The 15,526-nt window shown below is 64.6% G+C and carries 15 protein-coding genes; 1 reads left to right on the top strand and 14 read right to left on the bottom strand.

Going from position 1 to position 15,526, the window contains the following annotated elements:
* Positions 1-182: 182 nt before the first annotated feature.
* Positions 183-1,274: a uroporphyrinogen decarboxylase gene (gene hemE, locus AC1RQF_RS04335; protein ID WP_337995301.1), complete on the bottom strand. Its 1,092-nt coding sequence runs from the start codon at positions 1,272-1,274 to the stop codon at positions 183-185.
* A 138-nt stretch (positions 1,275-1,412) separates the two neighbouring features.
* Here hemE and AC1RQF_RS04330 point away from each other — a divergent pair, with 138 nt between their 5' ends.
* Positions 1,413-2,189, top strand: coding sequence for a transporter substrate-binding domain-containing protein (locus tag AC1RQF_RS04330; RefSeq protein ID WP_492871382.1), 777 nt, complete (start codon positions 1,413-1,415; stop codon positions 2,187-2,189).
* Between the two features lie 510 nt (positions 2,190-2,699).
* On the opposite strand, the gene AC1RQF_RS04325 is transcribed toward AC1RQF_RS04330, so the two are convergent.
* The 13 genes from AC1RQF_RS04325 to AC1RQF_RS04265 all read right to left on the bottom strand — a co-directional run bounded on the left by AC1RQF_RS04325 (position 2,700) and on the right by AC1RQF_RS04265 (position 15,480).
* Positions 2,700-4,427: an AMP-binding protein gene (locus tag AC1RQF_RS04325; protein WP_274000179.1), complete on the bottom strand. Its 1,728-nt coding sequence runs from the start codon at positions 4,425-4,427 to the stop codon at positions 2,700-2,702.
* Between the two features lie 146 nt (positions 4,428-4,573).
* On the bottom strand, positions 4,574-4,999 hold the full coding sequence (locus AC1RQF_RS04320; RefSeq protein WP_274000177.1) for a F0F1 ATP synthase subunit epsilon: 426 nt from the start codon (positions 4,997-4,999) through the stop codon (positions 4,574-4,576).
* A gap of 116 nt (positions 5,000-5,115) precedes the next feature.
* Positions 5,116-6,510 carry a F0F1 ATP synthase subunit beta gene (atpD, locus tag AC1RQF_RS04315; RefSeq protein ID WP_274000176.1) on the bottom strand — a complete coding sequence of 465 codons (1,395 nt, stop codon included), beginning with the start codon at positions 6,508-6,510 and terminating at the stop codon, positions 5,116-5,118.
* Between the two features lie 66 nt (positions 6,511-6,576).
* Entirely contained in the window at positions 6,577-7,452 is an 876-nt protein-coding gene (gene atpG, locus AC1RQF_RS04310) for a F0F1 ATP synthase subunit gamma (protein WP_274000174.1), read from the bottom strand.
* Positions 7,453-7,521: 69 nt separating this feature from the next.
* Positions 7,522-9,063, bottom strand: a complete 1,542-nt coding sequence (gene atpA / locus AC1RQF_RS04305; protein ID WP_252982015.1) for a F0F1 ATP synthase subunit alpha — start codon at positions 9,061-9,063, stop codon at positions 7,522-7,524.
* A 48-nt stretch (positions 9,064-9,111) separates the two neighbouring features.
* Positions 9,112-9,651, bottom strand: coding sequence for a F0F1 ATP synthase subunit delta (locus tag AC1RQF_RS04300; protein ID WP_274000172.1), 540 nt, complete (start codon positions 9,649-9,651; stop codon positions 9,112-9,114).
* A gap of 2 nt (positions 9,652-9,653) precedes the next feature.
* Entirely contained in the window at positions 9,654-10,124 is a 471-nt protein-coding gene (locus tag AC1RQF_RS04295) for a F0F1 ATP synthase subunit B (RefSeq protein ID WP_274000169.1), read from the bottom strand.
* A 127-nt stretch (positions 10,125-10,251) separates the two neighbouring features.
* Positions 10,252-10,521 carry a F0F1 ATP synthase subunit C gene (gene atpE, locus AC1RQF_RS04290; protein WP_025990054.1) on the bottom strand — a complete coding sequence of 90 codons (270 nt, stop codon included), beginning with the start codon at positions 10,519-10,521 and terminating at the stop codon, positions 10,252-10,254.
* 75 nt (positions 10,522-10,596) lie between these two features.
* The gene (gene atpB / locus AC1RQF_RS04285; protein ID WP_274000161.1) at positions 10,597-11,448 is read right to left on the bottom strand and encodes a F0F1 ATP synthase subunit A; all 852 of its coding nucleotides are present in this window, start codon (positions 11,446-11,448) and stop codon (positions 10,597-10,599) included.
* Positions 11,449-11,561: 113 nt separating this feature from the next.
* Complete coding sequence (locus AC1RQF_RS04280; protein ID WP_274000158.1) at positions 11,562-12,095, bottom strand: ATP synthase subunit I; 534 nt, start codon at positions 12,093-12,095, stop codon at positions 11,562-11,564.
* Positions 12,096-12,641: 546 nt separating this feature from the next.
* Positions 12,642-13,772, bottom strand: a complete 1,131-nt coding sequence (locus AC1RQF_RS04275) for an SLC13 family permease (protein WP_274000156.1) — start codon at positions 13,770-13,772, stop codon at positions 12,642-12,644.
* 10 nt (positions 13,773-13,782) lie between these two features.
* The gene (locus AC1RQF_RS04270; RefSeq protein ID WP_274000153.1) at positions 13,783-14,670 is read right to left on the bottom strand and encodes a ParB/RepB/Spo0J family partition protein; all 888 of its coding nucleotides are present in this window, start codon (positions 14,668-14,670) and stop codon (positions 13,783-13,785) included.
* Between the two features lie 39 nt (positions 14,671-14,709).
* Positions 14,710-15,480, bottom strand: a complete 771-nt coding sequence (locus AC1RQF_RS04265; protein WP_274000150.1) for a ParA family protein — start codon at positions 15,478-15,480, stop codon at positions 14,710-14,712.
* Between the last annotated feature and the right edge of the window lie 46 nt (positions 15,481-15,526).

Genomic DNA, 15,526 nt, shown 5'->3' with positions numbered 1-15,526 from the left:
CTAATTTCCACGATCATAGCGAGACGCGGCCTGCGATACGGGTGTCTACCGCGCTGCAACGACTGAAATGTGTATAAGTCAAGTCTTGACAAGCATCGGATCGGCATGCGGTCAAGGCCGGCGAGCGATCGGGGCGGTTCTGCCCCGCATTCTCGCCTTGCAACGCAGCATGCGGAGCGCTTTCAGGCCGTGCCCTGGCGGATCGCGCGGCTATGCCGATGCACCTCGTCGACCAGCTCCGTGACGTGCTCGGGCGGCGTGAACTGCGAGATGCCGTGGCCGAGATTGAACACGTGGCCGGGATGGTTGCCGTAGCTGTCGAGCACCGCGCGCGCCTCGGCGCGGATCGCCTCGGGAGGCGCGAACAGGATGGTCGGATCGAGGTTGCCCTGCAGCGCCACCTGCCCCGCCACGCGCTCGCGCGCGCGGCCCGGGTTGACGGTCCAGTCGAGGCCCACGGCGTCGACGCCCGTCTGCGCGATCTCCTCGAGCCACAGGCCGCCGCCCTTCGTGAAGGTGATCACCGGCACCCGCTCGCCGTCGTGCTCGCGCTTGAGCTGGGCGACGACGCGCCGGATGTAGTCGAGCGAGTAGCGCTGATACGCACCGTCCGCGAGCGCGCCGCCCCAGGTGTCGAAGATCATCACGGCCTGCGCGCCCGCGTCGATCTGTGCGTTCAGGTACGCGGCCACCGCCTGCGCGTTGATGTCGAGGATCCGGTGCATGAGGTCCGGGCGCGCGTAGGCCATCGATTTCACGGTGCGGAAATCGTCGGAGCCGCCGCCCTCGACCATGTAGCAGGCGAGCGTCCACGGGCTGCCGGAAAAGCCGATCAGCGGCACGCGCTGGCGCCCCTGGCCGTCGGTCAGCGCGCGGCGGATCTCGCGCACCGCATCGGTCACATAGCCGAGCGTCGCGCCGATGTCGGGCACCGCGAGCTTCGCGACGTCGGCCTCGGTGCGCACCGGATGCGCGAACTTCGGCCCTTCGCCCGTCGCGAAATCGAGGCCGAGCCCCATCGCGTCGGGAATCGTCAGGATGTCAGAGAACAGGATCGCTGCGTCGAGCGGATAGCGCTCGAGCGGCTGCAGCGTGACTTCCGTCGCGTAGTCCGGGTTCTTCGCGAGACCGAGGAAGCTGCCCGCACGCGCGCGCGTCGCGCGGTACTCCGGCAGGTAGCGGCCGGCCTGGCGCATCAGCCAGATCGGCGTGTAGTCGGTCGGCTCGCGCAGCAGGGCGCGCAGGAAGGTGTCGTTGAGCAGGGTATGGGCCACGGTGAATCCGACGAAGCGAAAGCAAAGGGGCATTCTACCGGACAGCGGCCCGCCGCCCCGCGCTTCGCGTCCATATGACGCGCGGGGCGGCTCCGTTATGATCGGGCGCTTCCCCAGGCCCGTTTGCAAGGAGACTCCATGAAACACTCGCTGATCGCGCTCGGCGCGGCGCTCGCCTGCGCCGCAGGCCACGCCGGCGCCCAGGACGCCGCGCCGTCGCGGCTCGACGACGTGCTCGCGCGCGGCGCGCTGCGCATCTGCACCACCGGGGACTACAAGCCGTATTCATCTGCGCGCGCCGACGGCCGCTTCGAGGGCATCGACATCGACATGGCCGAATCGCTCGCGAAGTCGCTCGGCGTGAAGGCCAGCTTCGTGAAGACCAGCTGGCCGACGCTCACCGACGACTTCATCGCGCGCTGCGACATCGCCGTGGGCGGCGTGTCGACCACGCTGGAGCGCCAGAAGCGCGTGTTCTTCAGCGCGCCGTACGCGATCGACGGCAAGACGCCGATCGTGCGCTGCGCGGACGTCGACAAGTATCAAACCGTCGCACAGATCGACCAGCCGTCGACCCGCGTGATCGTGAATCCGGGCGGCACCAACGAGCGCTTCGCGAAGCAGTTCTTCACCCACGCGAATCTCACCGTCTACCCGGACAACGTGACGATCTTCAAGGAAATCCTCGCCGGCCGCGCGGACGTGATGGTGACCGACGCCTCCGAGACCCGGCTGCAGCAGAAGCTCAACCCGGGGCTGTGCGCCGTGCACCCGGACCAGCCGTTCCAGTACGGCGAAAAGGCCTACATGCTGCCGCGCGGCGACGTGGTGTTCCAGCAGTACGTCGACCAGTGGCTGCACCTCGCGCGCGAGACCGGCGCGTATCGCGCGATCTCCGATCGCTGGCTCAAGTAGTCCGTCGCGCGGCCCTGCCGCGCTCACCCGATCACGAATTCACGGATATCCGACGGCGCCCGCCAGGCGCCGGCACCACCCGCGCGACAGGAGAATAAACATTCACCCGATTCAATGCGGAAAATGCATCCAATATGGCGGTAAAAATGACTTTTTATCACATAAAGGACAGTAAAAAATCCCGGAGAGCCTTATCTGGCGGGCGTTACAACCTGAAACACTTTGTTACCGCGCGGCCTGCCTAATTCGCCCACAATGCCTCTCACGGTTTCAACACGGATGCGGTCTGGTGTGCCGAGTGTGAGCGGATGCAAAGTACACCTCATGTCCGTCGGCCTCGTGCCGAATCCCTTCTAAGGGGCATCCTTGTTGAAGTCGTGGTCGGCTCATACCGATGCGCTTCACCGATGGTCTCCTCGCGCTAACCCCGTAGCGTGTGGTTTTTAGCGGGCTAATAAGCCCGCTTTTTTTCGTCCGTTGAAAACGTCGACAGGCAGCGGGCCCGGCCGCTCAGGCCGTTTTCGGCACGTCGAGGTGCAATTCCTCGATCATCCGGTCGCGCATCACGAACTTCTGCACCTTGCCCGTCACCGTCATCGGCAGCGCGTCGACGAAGCGCACATAGCGCGGCACCTTGTAGTGCGCGATCTGGCCGCGGCAAAACTCGCGCAGCTCGTCGTCACTCATCGCCTCGCCCGCGCGCAGCACGACCCACGCACACACCTCCTCGCCGTACTTCGCATCGGGCACGCCGAACACCTGCACGCTCTGGATCTTCGGATGCCGGAACAGGAACTCCTCGATCTCGCGCGGATAGATGTTCTCCCCGCCGCGGATCAGCATGTCCTTCAGGCGGCCGACGATGTTGCAGAAGCCCTCCTCGTCGAGCGTCGCGAGATCGCCGGTGTGCATCCAGCCGTCGACGATCACCTCGGCCGTCTTCGCCTCGTCGCCCCAGTAGCCCTGCATCACCGAATAGCCCTTCGTGCACAGCTCGCCCGTCGCGCCGACCGGCACAATCGCGCCGAGCGGATCGACGATCTTCGCCTCGAGATGCGGCTGGATCCGGCCGACGGTCGTGGTGCGCTTCTCGAGCGAATCGGTGGTCGTGCTCTGGAACGACACCGGGCTCGTTTCCGTCATCCCGTAGGCGATCGTCACCTCGGCCATGTGCATCGTCGACACCACCCGCTTCATGGTCTCGATCGGGCACGGCGAGCCCGCCATGATGCCGGTGCGCAGCGAGCCGAGGTCGAAGCGCTCGAACTCGGGGTGATCGAGTTCCGCGATGAACATCGTCGGCACGCCGTGCAGCGCGGTGCAGCGCTCCTCGGCGACCGCCGCGAGCGCCGCGCCCGGCTCGAACGCCTCGCCCGGAAACACCATCTTCGCGCCCGCCGACACACAGGCGAGCACCGCCAGCACCATCCCGAAACAGTGGTACAGCGGCACCGGAATGCACAGCGCGTCGTGTTCGGTGAGCTTCATCACGCGCGCGATCGAACCGGCGTTGTTGACGACGTTGCGGTGCGTGAGCGTCGCCCCTTTCGGGCTGCCCGTCGTGCCGCTCGTGAACTGGATGTTGATCGGCTCGTCCGACGCGAGCGTCGCGCCGAGCGCATCGAGCCGCGCGGGATCGTGCGCGGCGCGGCCGCGCGCCAGCAGCTCGGCGAAGCTCAGCATGCCGCGCGGCGCGACGTCCGCCATCGACACGACCGTGCGCAGCGCCGGCACGCGCGCCGCGTGCAGCGCGCCCGGCGCATCGCCGGCCAGCTCGGGCGCGATCTCCTCGAGCATCTCGGCATACGTGGTGGTCTTGAAGCGCTCCGCGGCGACAAGCAGCGTGCAGCCGACCTTGTTCAGCGCGTATTCGAGTTCCGCGAGCCGATAGGCGGGATTGATGTTGACGAGGATCGCGCCGATCCGCGCGGTCGCGAACTGGGTGAGCAGCCACTCGACCCGGTTGGGCGACCAGATGCCGACCCGGTCGCCCTTGCCGACGCCGAGCGCGAGGAAGCCCGCGGCAAGCACATCGACTTCGGCGACGAACTCGCGCCAGGTCCAGCGCACCTGCTGCTCGCGGAACACGACCGCCGGCCGGTCCGGGAAACGCCGCGCGGCGTCGGCCAGGAACGCGCCGATCGTGGCCTCGTTCAAGGGCGCGTCGGTGGCGCCGCGGACATAGGAAACACCGCCCTGGGGCGCGATGAGCGCGTTGCTGCCTTGGACTGCCGCCATATGCTGTCTCCGCGAGAGGAATCTACCGTCGTTATCCGGCCATTGTGCCATCCCCTTACGATCGCCCGACATCAAGTGTTACCCGGGCGCGCCAACGAAAAGAGCAGCCCGAAGGCTGCTCTTGTTCGTGATGCGGAACCGCGCGCTTAGTGCTTGCTGCGGATCTTCGCGAGACGCTGGATCGCCTCGAGCTGCGCCATCGCGGTGGCCAGCTCCGACTGCGCCTTCGCGAGGTCGAGATCCGATTTCGCGTTCTGCAGCGTTTCTTCCGCGCGCTTGCGCGCTTCCTCGGCTTTCGCCGCGTCGAGATCCTTGCCGCGGATCGCGGTGTCGGCGAGCACCGTCACGGCGCCCGGCTGCACCTCGAGAATGCCGCCGGCGACGAACACGAATTCCTCGCTGCCGCTCTCGACCTCGATGCGCACTGCGCCCGGACGGATCCGGGTGATGAGCGGCGTGTGGCCCGGCAGAATGCCCAGCTCACCCGTTTCGCCCGGCAGCGCGACGAATTTCGCCTGGCCCGAGAAGATTTCCTCTTCCGCGCTGACGACGTCTACTTTGATGGTTGCCATATCGACTCCAATCTCATGCACGGGTTGAGCGTATTGCGGCCGGCGCAACCGCCCGGGATAACAGTCGGACTAATAATCCCGGCCGGTACTGCGCCAGCATGCGACCACTCGAACCCTTACTGGATCTTCTTGGCCTTCTCGAAGGCTTCGTCGATCGTGCCGACCATGTAGAACGCTTGTTCCGGCAGGTGGTCGCACTCGCCGTCGACGATCATCTTGAAGCCACGGATCGTTTCCTTCAGCGGCACGTACTTGCCCGGCGAGCCCGTGAACACTTCCGCGACGTGGAACGGCTGCGACAGGAAACGCTGGATCTTCCGCGCGCGCGCGACCGACAGCTTGTCTTCCGGCGACAGTTCGTCCATGCCCAGAATCGCGATGATGTCGCGCAGTTCCTTGTAGCGCTGCAGCGTCTGCTGCACGCCGCGCGTGATCGTGTAGTGCTCTTCGCCGATCACGTTCGGGTCGATCTGGCGCGAGGTCGAATCGAGCGGATCGACTGCCGGGTAGATACCCAGCGAGGCGATGTCACGCGACAGCACGACGGTTGCGTCCAAGTGACCGAAGGTGGTCGCCGGCGACGGGTCGGTCAAGTCATCCGCAGGGACGTACACGGCCTGGACCGACGTGATCGAGCCCGTCTTGGTCGACGTGATCCGTTCCTGCAGCTTGCCCATTTCTTCAGCCAGCGTCGGCTGATAGCCCACGGCCGACGGCATCCGGCCGAGCAGTGCCGACACTTCGGTACCGGCCAGCGTGAAACGGTAGATGTTGTCGACGAAGAACAGCACGTCGAGGCCTTCGTCACGGAAGTGCTCGGCCATCGTCAGGCCGGTCAGCGCGACGCGCAGACGGTTGCCCGGCGGCTCGTTCATCTGGCCGTACACGAGCGCGACCTTGTCGAGAACGTTCGAGTCCTTCATTTCGTGGTAGAAGTCGTTCCCTTCACGGGTACGCTCGCCCACGCCCGCGAACACGGAGTAACCGCCGTGCTCCTTCGCGATGTTGTTGATGAGCTCCATCATGTTGACGGTCTTGCCCACCCCTGCACCACCGAACAGACCGACCTTGCCGCCCTTCGCGAACGGGCAGATCAGGTCGATGACCTTGATGCCGGTTTCGAGCAGTTCGGTCGACGGCGACAGTTCGTCGAACGCCGGCGCCTTCTGGTGGATCGAACGCGTCGTTTCGCTTTCGATCGGGCCCGCTTCGTCGATCGGACGGCCGAGCACGTCCATGATCCGGCCGAGGGTCGGCTTGCCGACCGGCACCGAGATCGGCTTCCGCGTGTTCTTCACCACCAGACCGCGGCGCAGGCCGTCGGATGCACCCAGACAGATGGTGCGGACCACGCCGTCGCCCAGCTGCTGCTGGACTTCGAGCGTCAGTTCCGAGCCATCGAGAATGAGCGCGTCGTAGATCTTCGGCATGCTGTCGCGCGGGAATTCCACGTCGATAACGGCGCCGATGCACTGTACGATCTTGCCTTCTACCAAAGCAGCAGTACTCATCGCTTTTCCTTTAAATACCTGATTCTTTACTCGCGCAAGGGCGCAGTTGTCGTTCCGGGCGCCCGCTTAAACAGCGGCTGCGCCGCCGACGATCTCCGACAGTTCTTTCGTAATCGCGGCCTGACGGCTCTTGTTGTACACGAGCTGCAGTTCGCTGATCACCGTCTTCGCGTTGTCGGACGCGGCCTTCATCGCGACCATCCGCGCCGATTGCTCGGACGCCATGTTCTCCGCGACGGCCTGGTACACCAGCGCCTCGACGTAACGCACGAGCAGTTCGTCGACGACGGCCTGCGCGTCCGGCTCGTAGATGTAGTCCCACGACGTCGACGGCGTGCCGTCATTCGCCTCGAAGTGCTCCGACGACAGCGGCAGCAGCTGTTCGATCACCGCTTCCTGCTTCATCGTGTTGACGAAGCGCGTGTACGCGATATAAACCGCTGACAGCTTGCCTTCCGAGTACAGATCGAGCTGCGTCTTCACGGCGCCGATCAGCTTGTCGAGATGCGGGGTGTCGCCGAGATGCGAGACCTGCGACATCACCTTCGCGCCGAAGCGGTTCAGGAAGCCGAGGCCCTTGCCGCCGATCGCGGTGGCTTCGACCTTCTGGCCCTTCTCTTCCAGCTCCTTGAACTTCTGCACCGTCGCGCGCAGCACGTTGGTGTTCAGCCCGCCGCACAGCCCCTTGTCCGTCGTGACGAGGATGATGCCGGCCGTCTTCGCGCCGTCGTTCGCCACCACGAACGGGTGGCGGTACTCCGGGTTCGCACGGCTCATGTGCGAGGCGATGGCACGGACCTTGTCCGCGTACGGACGCGCGGCGCGCATGCGTTCCTGCGCGCGGCGCATCTTCGATGCGGCCACCATCTCCATCGCCTTCGTGATCTTGCGCGTGTTCTGCACGCTCTTGATCTTGCCGCGAATTTCCTTCATTCCAGCCATAGCTTGCTCCTTGACCGAAGCGGCGCGGGTGCGTCAGCCCCCGCGCAGCCTCAGTGTGTCACTCGCGGATCAATAGGCACCCGATTTCTTGAAGGATTCGATCGCCGCGCGCAGCGCGCCTTCGTCGTCCTTCGAGAGATCCTTGGTGTCTTCGATGCGCTTGATGAGGTCAGCGTGGCTGGTCTTCAGGTTGTCGCGCAGGCCCTTCTCGAACGGCAGCACTTGCTTGACGTCGAGGTCGTCGAGGTAGCCGTTGTTCGCGGCGTACAGCGACACGGCCAGTTCCCAGACCTGCAGCGGCTGGTACTGCGGCTGCTTCAGCAGTTCCGTCACGCGGCGGCCGCGCTCGAGCTGCTTGCGGGTCGCTTCGTCGAGGTCCGACGCGAACTGCGCGAACGCAGCCAGTTCACGATACTGCGCGAGGTCGGTACGGATACCGCCCGACAGCTTCTTCACGACCTTCGTCTGGGCGGCGCCGCCGACGCGCGACACCGACACGCCGGCGTTGATTGCCGGGCGGATGCCTGCGTTGAACAGGTCGGTTTCCAGGAAGATCTGGCCGTCGGTGATCGAGATCACGTTCGTCGGAACGAACGCGGTCACGTCGCCTGCCTGCGTTTCGATGACGGGCAGCGCCGTCAGCGAGCCGCTCTTGCCCTTCACTTCGCCGTTCGTGAACTTCTCGACGTACTCTTCCGAGACGCGGGCCGCACGCTCGAGCAGACGCGAGTGCAGATAGAACACGTCGCCCGGGTAGGCTTCACGGCCCGGCGGGCGGCGCAGCAGCAGCGAGATCTGACGGTATGCCCAGGCTTGCTTGGTCAAATCGTCATAGATGATCAGCGCGTCCTGGCCGCGGTCGCGGAAGTATTCGCCCATCGTGCAGCCGGCGTACGGCGCCAGGTACTGCATCGCGGCGGAATCCGATGCCGAAGCGGCGACGACGATCGTGTACGCCATCGCGCCGGTTTCTTCGAGCTTGCGCACCACGTTCATGATCGACGAAGCCTTCTGGCCGATCGCGACGTAGATACAGATCAGGTCCTTGCCCTTCTGGTTGATGATCGCGTCGAGCGCCACCGCGGTCTTGCCGCACTGACGGTCGCCGATGATCAGCTCGCGCTGGCCGCGGCCGATCGGCACCATCGCGTCGATCGACTTGATGCCCGTCTGCACCGGCTGCGACACCGACTTGCGCCAGATCACGCCCGGGGCGATCTTTTCGATCGCGTCGGTCAGCTTCGCGTTGACCGGGCCCTTGCCGTCGATCGGGTTGCCGAGCGCGTCGACCACGCGGCCGACGAGTTCCGGACCGACCGGGACTTCGAGAATGCGGCCCGTCGTCTTGACGATGTCGCCTTCCGAGATGTGTTCGTATTCGCCGAGAATCACCGCGCCGACCGAGTCGCGCTCGAGGTTCAGCGCGAGGCCGAACGTGTTGCCCGGGAACTCGAGCATTTCGCCCTGCATCACGTCCGACAGGCCGTGGATACGCACGATGCCGTCGGTCACGGAGATCACGGTGCCCTGGTTGCGAACGTCTGCGCTCGCTTCAAGGCCCTGGATCCGGCTCTTGATCAGCTCGCTGATCTCAGAGGGATTGAGTTGCATTATTCGCTCCTGATAGTCAATTCTGTTGCGTGCCGGCTGCCTGGGCGCTCAAGCGCTCAAGGCTGTCTGCATGCTGGCGAGCCGCGCGCGGACCGAGGTATCGAGCACTTCGTCACCGACCGTCACGCGCACGCCGCCGATCAGCGACGAATCGATCTCGACCGTCGGCTTCAGCTTGCGCTTGAACTTGCGTTCAAGGTTGGCGATGAGTTCGGTGAGCTGTGCGCCTTCGAGCGGAAACGCGCTGACGATCTGCACGTCTGCCGCGCCTTCGCGCGCGTTCTTCAGCTCGTCGAACTGCGTGGAGATTTCCGGCAGCAGCGCGATACGGTGATTTTCGACCAGCATCTGCACGAAGTTCTTCGCTTCCACGCTGGCTGCCAGCGGCGATTTCACCGCGGCGAGCAGCAGCTCGTTGACCTGCGCGCGGCTCACTTTCGGGCTCGACGCGACGGACAGCACTTCGGGCAGGTGCGCAACCTGAGCCAGCTCTTGCACGAGCGTGGACCAGGCGGCGATATCACCACCCTCGGCCACGCGGAACAGCGCTTCTGCGTAAGGGCGGGCGATGGTTGCAAGTTCGGCCATGATCAGAGCTCGGCTTTCAGTTGATTCAGCAGTTCGGCGTGGGCCGTTTGATCGACTTCGCGCTTCAGGATCTGCTCGGCGCCCTTGACCGCCAGCGTGGCGACTTCGCCGCGCAGCGTTTCACGGGCCTTCACGATTTGCTGATCCGCGTCCGCCTTCGCCTGGGCGATGATGCGGGCGGCTTCGGCATGGGCTTGCGCCTTGATTTCTTCGGCGACCGACTGCGCGCGCTTTTCAGCTTCGGCAACGCGTTGTTGACCGTCGTTACGGGCCTGCGCGAGTTCCTGATCGACGCGCTTGTGCGCCGCTGCGAGTTCCGCCTGACCCTTTTCCGCGGCGGAGAGGCCGTCGGCAATTTTCTTCGAGCGCTCGTCGAGGGCGTTGATCAACGGCGGCCACACGAATTTCATCGTGAACCACGCGAGGATCAGGAACACGACCATTTGCGCAAACAGGGTTGCGTTGAGATTCACGGTGTTTCCTTATCTGCTATTCCGGAAATTGAAACGAGGAGGAGCGCGTCGAATGTGAGTTCGATTGGCGCTCGTCTTCCGTTCCACCCTGCGCCGGCGATCGCTGGCGCAATGCTTCCGAGGAACCTTAGCCTGCGAGCTTCGACAGGAGCGGGTTCGCGAATGCAAACAGCATTGCCACACCAACGCCAATCAGGAACGCTGCATCGATCAGGCCCGCCAGCAGGAACATCTTGGTTTGCAGCGGGTTGATCAGTTCAGGCTGACGTGCACATGCTTCGATGTACTTGCCACCCATCAGACCGATACCGATACAGGCGCCGATTGCACCCAGGCCGATGATGATACCGATGCCGATAGCGGTCAGACCCTGGATGTTGGCGATGAAAGCTTGCATGATCACTCCTTTGTGAAAAGACTTGGAACTGGAATTAAAAAACTAAAAACAAACCTGCTTGATTCGTCCGGCCGCTTAGTGCGACTCGTGCGCCTGACCGAGATACACCAGCGTCAGCATCATGAAGATGAACGCTTGCAGCAACACGATAAGGATGTGGAAGACCGCCCAGATGCTGCCTGCGAGGATGTGGCCGACGAAGCCGAGCACCGACGCGTCCGCGCCGAAGCCCCACATGCTGCCGAGCAGGGCGATCAGCAGGAACAGCAGTTCGCCTGCATACATGTTGCCGAACAGCCGCATGCCGAGCGACACGGTCTTGGCGACGTATTCCACGATGTTCAGGCCGAGGTTCGGGATCCACAGCAGCGGATGCGCACCGAACGGGGCCGACACGAGCTCATGCACGAAGCCGCCCGGGCCCTTGATCTTGATGCTGTAATAGATCATCAGCACGAACACGCCGAGTGCGATGCCGAGCGTGCCGTTGAGATCGGCCGTCGGGACGATGCGGTGATGCGGGATGACTTGCGACAGGCCGAGCCAGCCGATGATGCGACCCGGCAGGTCGACGGGCAGGAAGTCGAGGGAGTTCATCAGCGCGACCCAGATGAACACGGTCAGCGCGAGCGGCGCAATGAAGGTACGATTGCCGTGCACGACCGCCTTCGACTGGTCTTCGACCATCTCGACGATCATTTCGATCAGGCACTGGAAACGACCCGGCACGCCCGGCGTTGCCTTGCGGGCAGCCATGTACAGGATGAGGATCGTGGCGAGACCGCAGACGATCGACCAGAACAACGTGTCGAGATTCCAGACATGGATATCGAAAATCGACGTCTGGTGCGCGGTGGAGAAATTCTGCAAGTGGTGCGCAATGTACTCGGACGGATCCAGAGCACGCGAGCCTTCGCTGGTTGCCATAATCGTTAGTGCCACCCAAATTGTCGAAAATCGGTCTATCCGCTTCACCGCAACACTCTATTGCGGGAACGCGCCTGCGCATGTTCCGGTCGAACCGCGCAGGGTTTCATAGTCTATCGCCAGGCCAACGCTATCCAGTACGTCTTCAACACGAGCAGGTACGTGACGAGCAGCGGTACCCAGTGCACCCCGGGGTACCACACGGCGATCGCCACAAACAGTGCGATCGTCGCGCCCATCTTCAGTACTTCACCGACCACCCAGCCCATCACGGAGTCGGCACCGCCCCGCCTCAAACGCGCCGCGAACAATGCGCTCGGCACCCAGCCAATCGCCCCGCCCAGGAATGCGGATTGCGCAGCGGCACCCGGCGGCTTCGAGGAAAACAGCCACCACGCCAGCGTTGCAACCAAGGACAGAACCACTTGCGCGATCACTACCCGATAGGGCGTGACCCGCGAGGGTCGGCTTACCTCCGGCCCGAACAGCGTTTCCGCTTCGGCCCGCGTAAGCGGAACGATTGTATTGTCGTCTTGCTGCTCGGCATCCCAGTCGGCGGCGGCCGCGTGCCGCTTCACAGCCGGTTCGATGCTGCGTTGTGCGCTGTGCTTGTCGTGCCCATTGATCGGCTCCTCCTGACCCGCCATCGCAACCTTCCGCAAAATCTCAGTCCGCCCCAAACTTTCCGAAAGCTTTCGGGGGTGCCTAGCTAACAAATCCGGGCGATTGTAAGCGATAGTTGCAGGTGATTCAAGGCTTTAGACACGACAAAAATCTGCGCGAAACGCCACATCATCATGTGAAAAACACGCCGGCCGGCAACGCACAATGGGGCGGATTTTTGCGCCGGTATTGGGTGCCCGAAAAATTCCGGCAAGCATGGAAACAGCGGAAACGTCGCTCGATATGCGCTGCGACGGGCGCGGTCGGGAAGATTTGCCGCGCTGTCGCGGCCTGAAGCCATTCAAGGCAATGCGCAGGACGAGCATCGCGGGCCGCATGCGGGCAGCACGCCGGCCGTCGGCACCCCATGCGATCGCCCGACTGCGAACACACCGATGCCGGGCATCAGTTGTCACACCGCCACAGTCCGGCCGATGCGCCGTGAATCGCCCCGCCGCCCGTGACGCGCAATCGCGACCCACGCTGTGCCCCGCCCTCGCGATCCGGCCCGCACACCTCTGCCGCCACGCTCAGCCATGAAGCAGCAGCCACGCCCCCAGCGCCGCGCTCGCCAGCGCGAACGGAATCGACACGAGGTGGAACGGCAGCCACATGCGCGGCTCCTTCGCGAGGCGCACGGCAATCAGGTTCGCGAGCGAGCCGATCGCGAGACCAAAGCCGCCGACCGACACGCCGAATGCCAGGGCACGCCAGTCGCGCGTGAATTCCGACAGCAGGATCGCCGCCGGCACGTTGCTGATGCCCTGCGACAGCACGGCCCCCGCCAAGAACACGCGCAGCGGCGAATCGAGATGAGTGCCTGCGATCGTCTCGTGCACGACGGGCAGCGCGGCCGCGCTGCGCAGCACGACGAACATCAGCACGAAAATCAGCAGCAGCAACCAGTCGATCTTCAGGACGGCATCGCGCCTCATGACGAACAGCACGATCGCCACGCCGAGCAGGCCGGGCAACGGATGATGCGCATCGGCGAGCGGCACGAACGCGGCGAACAACGCCACGGCGATCAGCGCGTGCATGCGCTGCACCGGCAGCGCGACGACATCGCCCGACAGATCGAGAGGCTTCGCGCGAAACGCGCACGCCGTCAGCACGAGCAGCAAGGCCATCAGCGCGAGCGCAAGCGGCCCGAGCGTGACCACGAAGCGACCGAACGACACGCCGCTCAACTGCCATAGAAAAAGATTCTGGGGATTGCCGAACGGCGTGGCGATCGCGCCCGCGTTGACCGCGATCGCGATGTGGATCACGAGCCGCCGGAACGGCAAGGGCGTCAGCGCGCGCAGCGAGACGACGAGCGGGATCACGACGAACAACGCGACATCGTTGGTCAACCACAGCGACAGCGCCGCCGCGAACACCACGAGCAACGCAGCCAAAGCCCGCTCCGAGCGCACGCGCCGCACGATGCGGTGCGCGAGCCACATCAGGAATCCTGATAATTCGAGCGCCTTGGTCAGCATCAGCAGGCCGGCCAGCGTCGCCACCGTCTGCCAGTCGACGAGCCGCGCGAGCGCGGCCGCCGGCAGCGGACGCACCGCCTGCAGCGCAAGCAGCGCGACCACCAGGATCGACAGGATCGGCTCGCGGCGGACGAGCCCGGCGAGACCGCCGAGCGCGCGCGCGACCGCCGACGTCATACGTGCGCGGTCACGCGGCGACGTTGCCACGCAAGCGCACGAGAATCCCTTCGAGCGCGTCGAGGTCGCCGAAATCGATCGTCAGCTGCCCGCGGCCGCGACGCCCGACCTTGATCTTCACGTTCGATGCGAGCAGATCAGACAGCTCCTCTTCGAGACGGCGGGTATCGCGACCGCCGTCGTCCTTCGCGCGCGCCTTGACGGCAGGCTCCGCCTTCGTCGTGTGCGTGACGAGCTTCTCCGTCTCGCGCACCGACATCCGCTTGTTGACGACCTGGTGCGCCAGCGTGATCTGCGTCGCCGCGTCGACGGCGAGCAGCGCGCGCGCATGCCCCATGTCGAGATCGCCCGCGAGCAGCATCGTCTGCACGGGGTTGGCGAGATTCAGCAGACGCAGCAGGTTCGACACCGCGCTGCGCGAACGGCCGACCGACTCCGCCGCCTGCTCGTGCGTGAAACCGAATTCGTCGAGCAGGCGCTGGATGCCGTGCGCTTCTTCGAGCGGGTTCAGATCCTCGCGCTGGATGTTCTCGATCAGCGCCATCGCCGCCGCGGCCTGATCCGACACATCCTTCACCAGCACCGGCACTTCCTCGAGGCCCGCCAGGCGCGCCGCGCGGAAGCGACGCTCCCCCGCGATGATTTCGAATTTATCAGACGAAATCGGACGCACCAGGATCGGCTGCATGATCCCCTGCGCGCGAATGCTGGCAGCCAGCTCCTGCAGGCTGCCCTCGTCCATGCGGGTACGCGGCTGATACTTGCCCGCCTGCAGCTTGCCGAGCGCGAGCACGTTCGGCGCACCCTCGATCTTGACGGCCTCGGTGATGTCGGCGGTGCCGCCGAGCAGCGCCTCCAGGCCGCGCCCCAGCCCCTTCTTCTTTGCTACCGCATTCATCTCGTATTCCTCGATTCGCTCGTTGCCAAGGCGTCGCGCTTACAGCGCGCGAACCCGCTCGATCATTTCCGCGCCGAATTGAATATAGGCCTGCGCACCGCGCGAGCCGCGATCGAACACCACGCCCGGCAACCCGTAGCTGGGCGCCTCGGCCAGGCGCACGTTGCGCGGAATCACCGCATCGAACACCTTGTCGCCGAAGTGCGCCTTCAGCTGGTCCGACACCTGCTGCTGCAGCGTGATGCGCGGATCGAACATCACGCGCAGCAGGCCGATCACCTTCAGGTCGCGGTTCATGTTCGCGTGCACCTGCTTGATCGTATTGACGAGATCCGACAGCCCCTCCAGCGCGAAGTACTCGCACTGCATCGGGATCACCACGCCGTGCGCGGCGCACAGGCCGTTCAGCGTCAGCAGCGACAAGGCCGGCGGGCAATCGATGAGGACGAAATCGTAGTCGTCCTCGACCTTCTCGAGCGCCGCTTTCAGCTGCCGCTCGCGGTTCTCCATGCTCACCAGCTCGATTTCCGCACCGGCCAGCTCGCGGTTCGCCGGCAGTACGTCGTACTTCACCGCTTCCGGACGCACCCGCGCATCGACAACCGTCACGCCGTCGACCAGCACCTCGTAGACGGTCGATTCACATTCCGCCTTGTCGATCCCGCTGCCCATCGTGGCATTGCCCTGCGGATCCAGGTCGATCAGCAATACGCGCTGATCCTGCGCCGCCAGGCTCGCGGCGAGATTGACCGTCGTCGTCGTCTTGCCGACGCCACCCTTCTGGTTCGCCACGCAGAAGATCTTTGCCATCGTTGGTGTGTCCCTCTTTACTTCAAACAGTCCGGGCGCGACAGCG

Source organism: Burkholderia sp. GW821-FHT14F03, from assembly GCF_058803765.1.
Note: the sequence above shows the minus strand (reverse complement) of the source record. Positions and strands in the feature narration are given on the sequence as shown.

Excerpts from the sequence above, each read along its gene's own strand:
- AC1RQF_RS04330 (WP_492871382.1), top strand. The coding sequence starts at position 1,413 with ATGAAACACTCGCTGATCGCGCTCGGCGCGGCGCTCGCCTGCGCCGCA.
- AC1RQF_RS04325 (WP_274000179.1), bottom strand. The coding sequence starts at position 4,427 with ATGGCGGCAGTCCAAGGCAGCAACGCGCTCATCGCGCCCCAGGGCGGT.
- AC1RQF_RS04320 (WP_274000177.1), bottom strand. The coding sequence starts at position 4,999 with ATGGCAACCATCAAAGTAGACGTCGTCAGCGCGGAAGAGGAAATCTTC.
- atpD (WP_274000176.1), bottom strand. The coding sequence starts at position 6,510 with ATGAGTACTGCTGCTTTGGTAGAAGGCAAGATCGTACAGTGCATCGGC.
- atpG (WP_274000174.1), bottom strand. The coding sequence starts at position 7,452 with ATGGCTGGAATGAAGGAAATTCGCGGCAAGATCAAGAGCGTGCAGAAC.
- atpA (WP_252982015.1), bottom strand. The coding sequence starts at position 9,063 with ATGCAACTCAATCCCTCTGAGATCAGCGAGCTGATCAAGAGCCGGATC.
- AC1RQF_RS04300 (WP_274000172.1), bottom strand. The coding sequence starts at position 9,651 with ATGGCCGAACTTGCAACCATCGCCCGCCCTTACGCAGAAGCGCTGTTC.
- atpE (WP_025990054.1), bottom strand. The coding sequence starts at position 10,521 with ATGCAAGCTTTCATCGCCAACATCCAGGGTCTGACCGCTATCGGCATC.
- atpB (WP_274000161.1), bottom strand. The coding sequence starts at position 11,448 with ATGGCAACCAGCGAAGGCTCGCGTGCTCTGGATCCGTCCGAGTACATT.
- AC1RQF_RS04280 (WP_274000158.1), bottom strand. The coding sequence starts at position 12,095 with ATGGCGGGTCAGGAGGAGCCGATCAATGGGCACGACAAGCACAGCGCA.
- AC1RQF_RS04275 (WP_274000156.1), bottom strand. The coding sequence starts at position 13,772 with ATGACGTCGGCGGTCGCGCGCGCGCTCGGCGGTCTCGCCGGGCTCGTC.
- AC1RQF_RS04270 (WP_274000153.1), bottom strand. The coding sequence starts at position 14,670 with ATGAATGCGGTAGCAAAGAAGAAGGGGCTGGGGCGCGGCCTGGAGGCG.
- AC1RQF_RS04265 (WP_274000150.1), bottom strand. The coding sequence starts at position 15,480 with ATGGCAAAGATCTTCTGCGTGGCGAACCAGAAGGGTGGCGTCGGCAAG.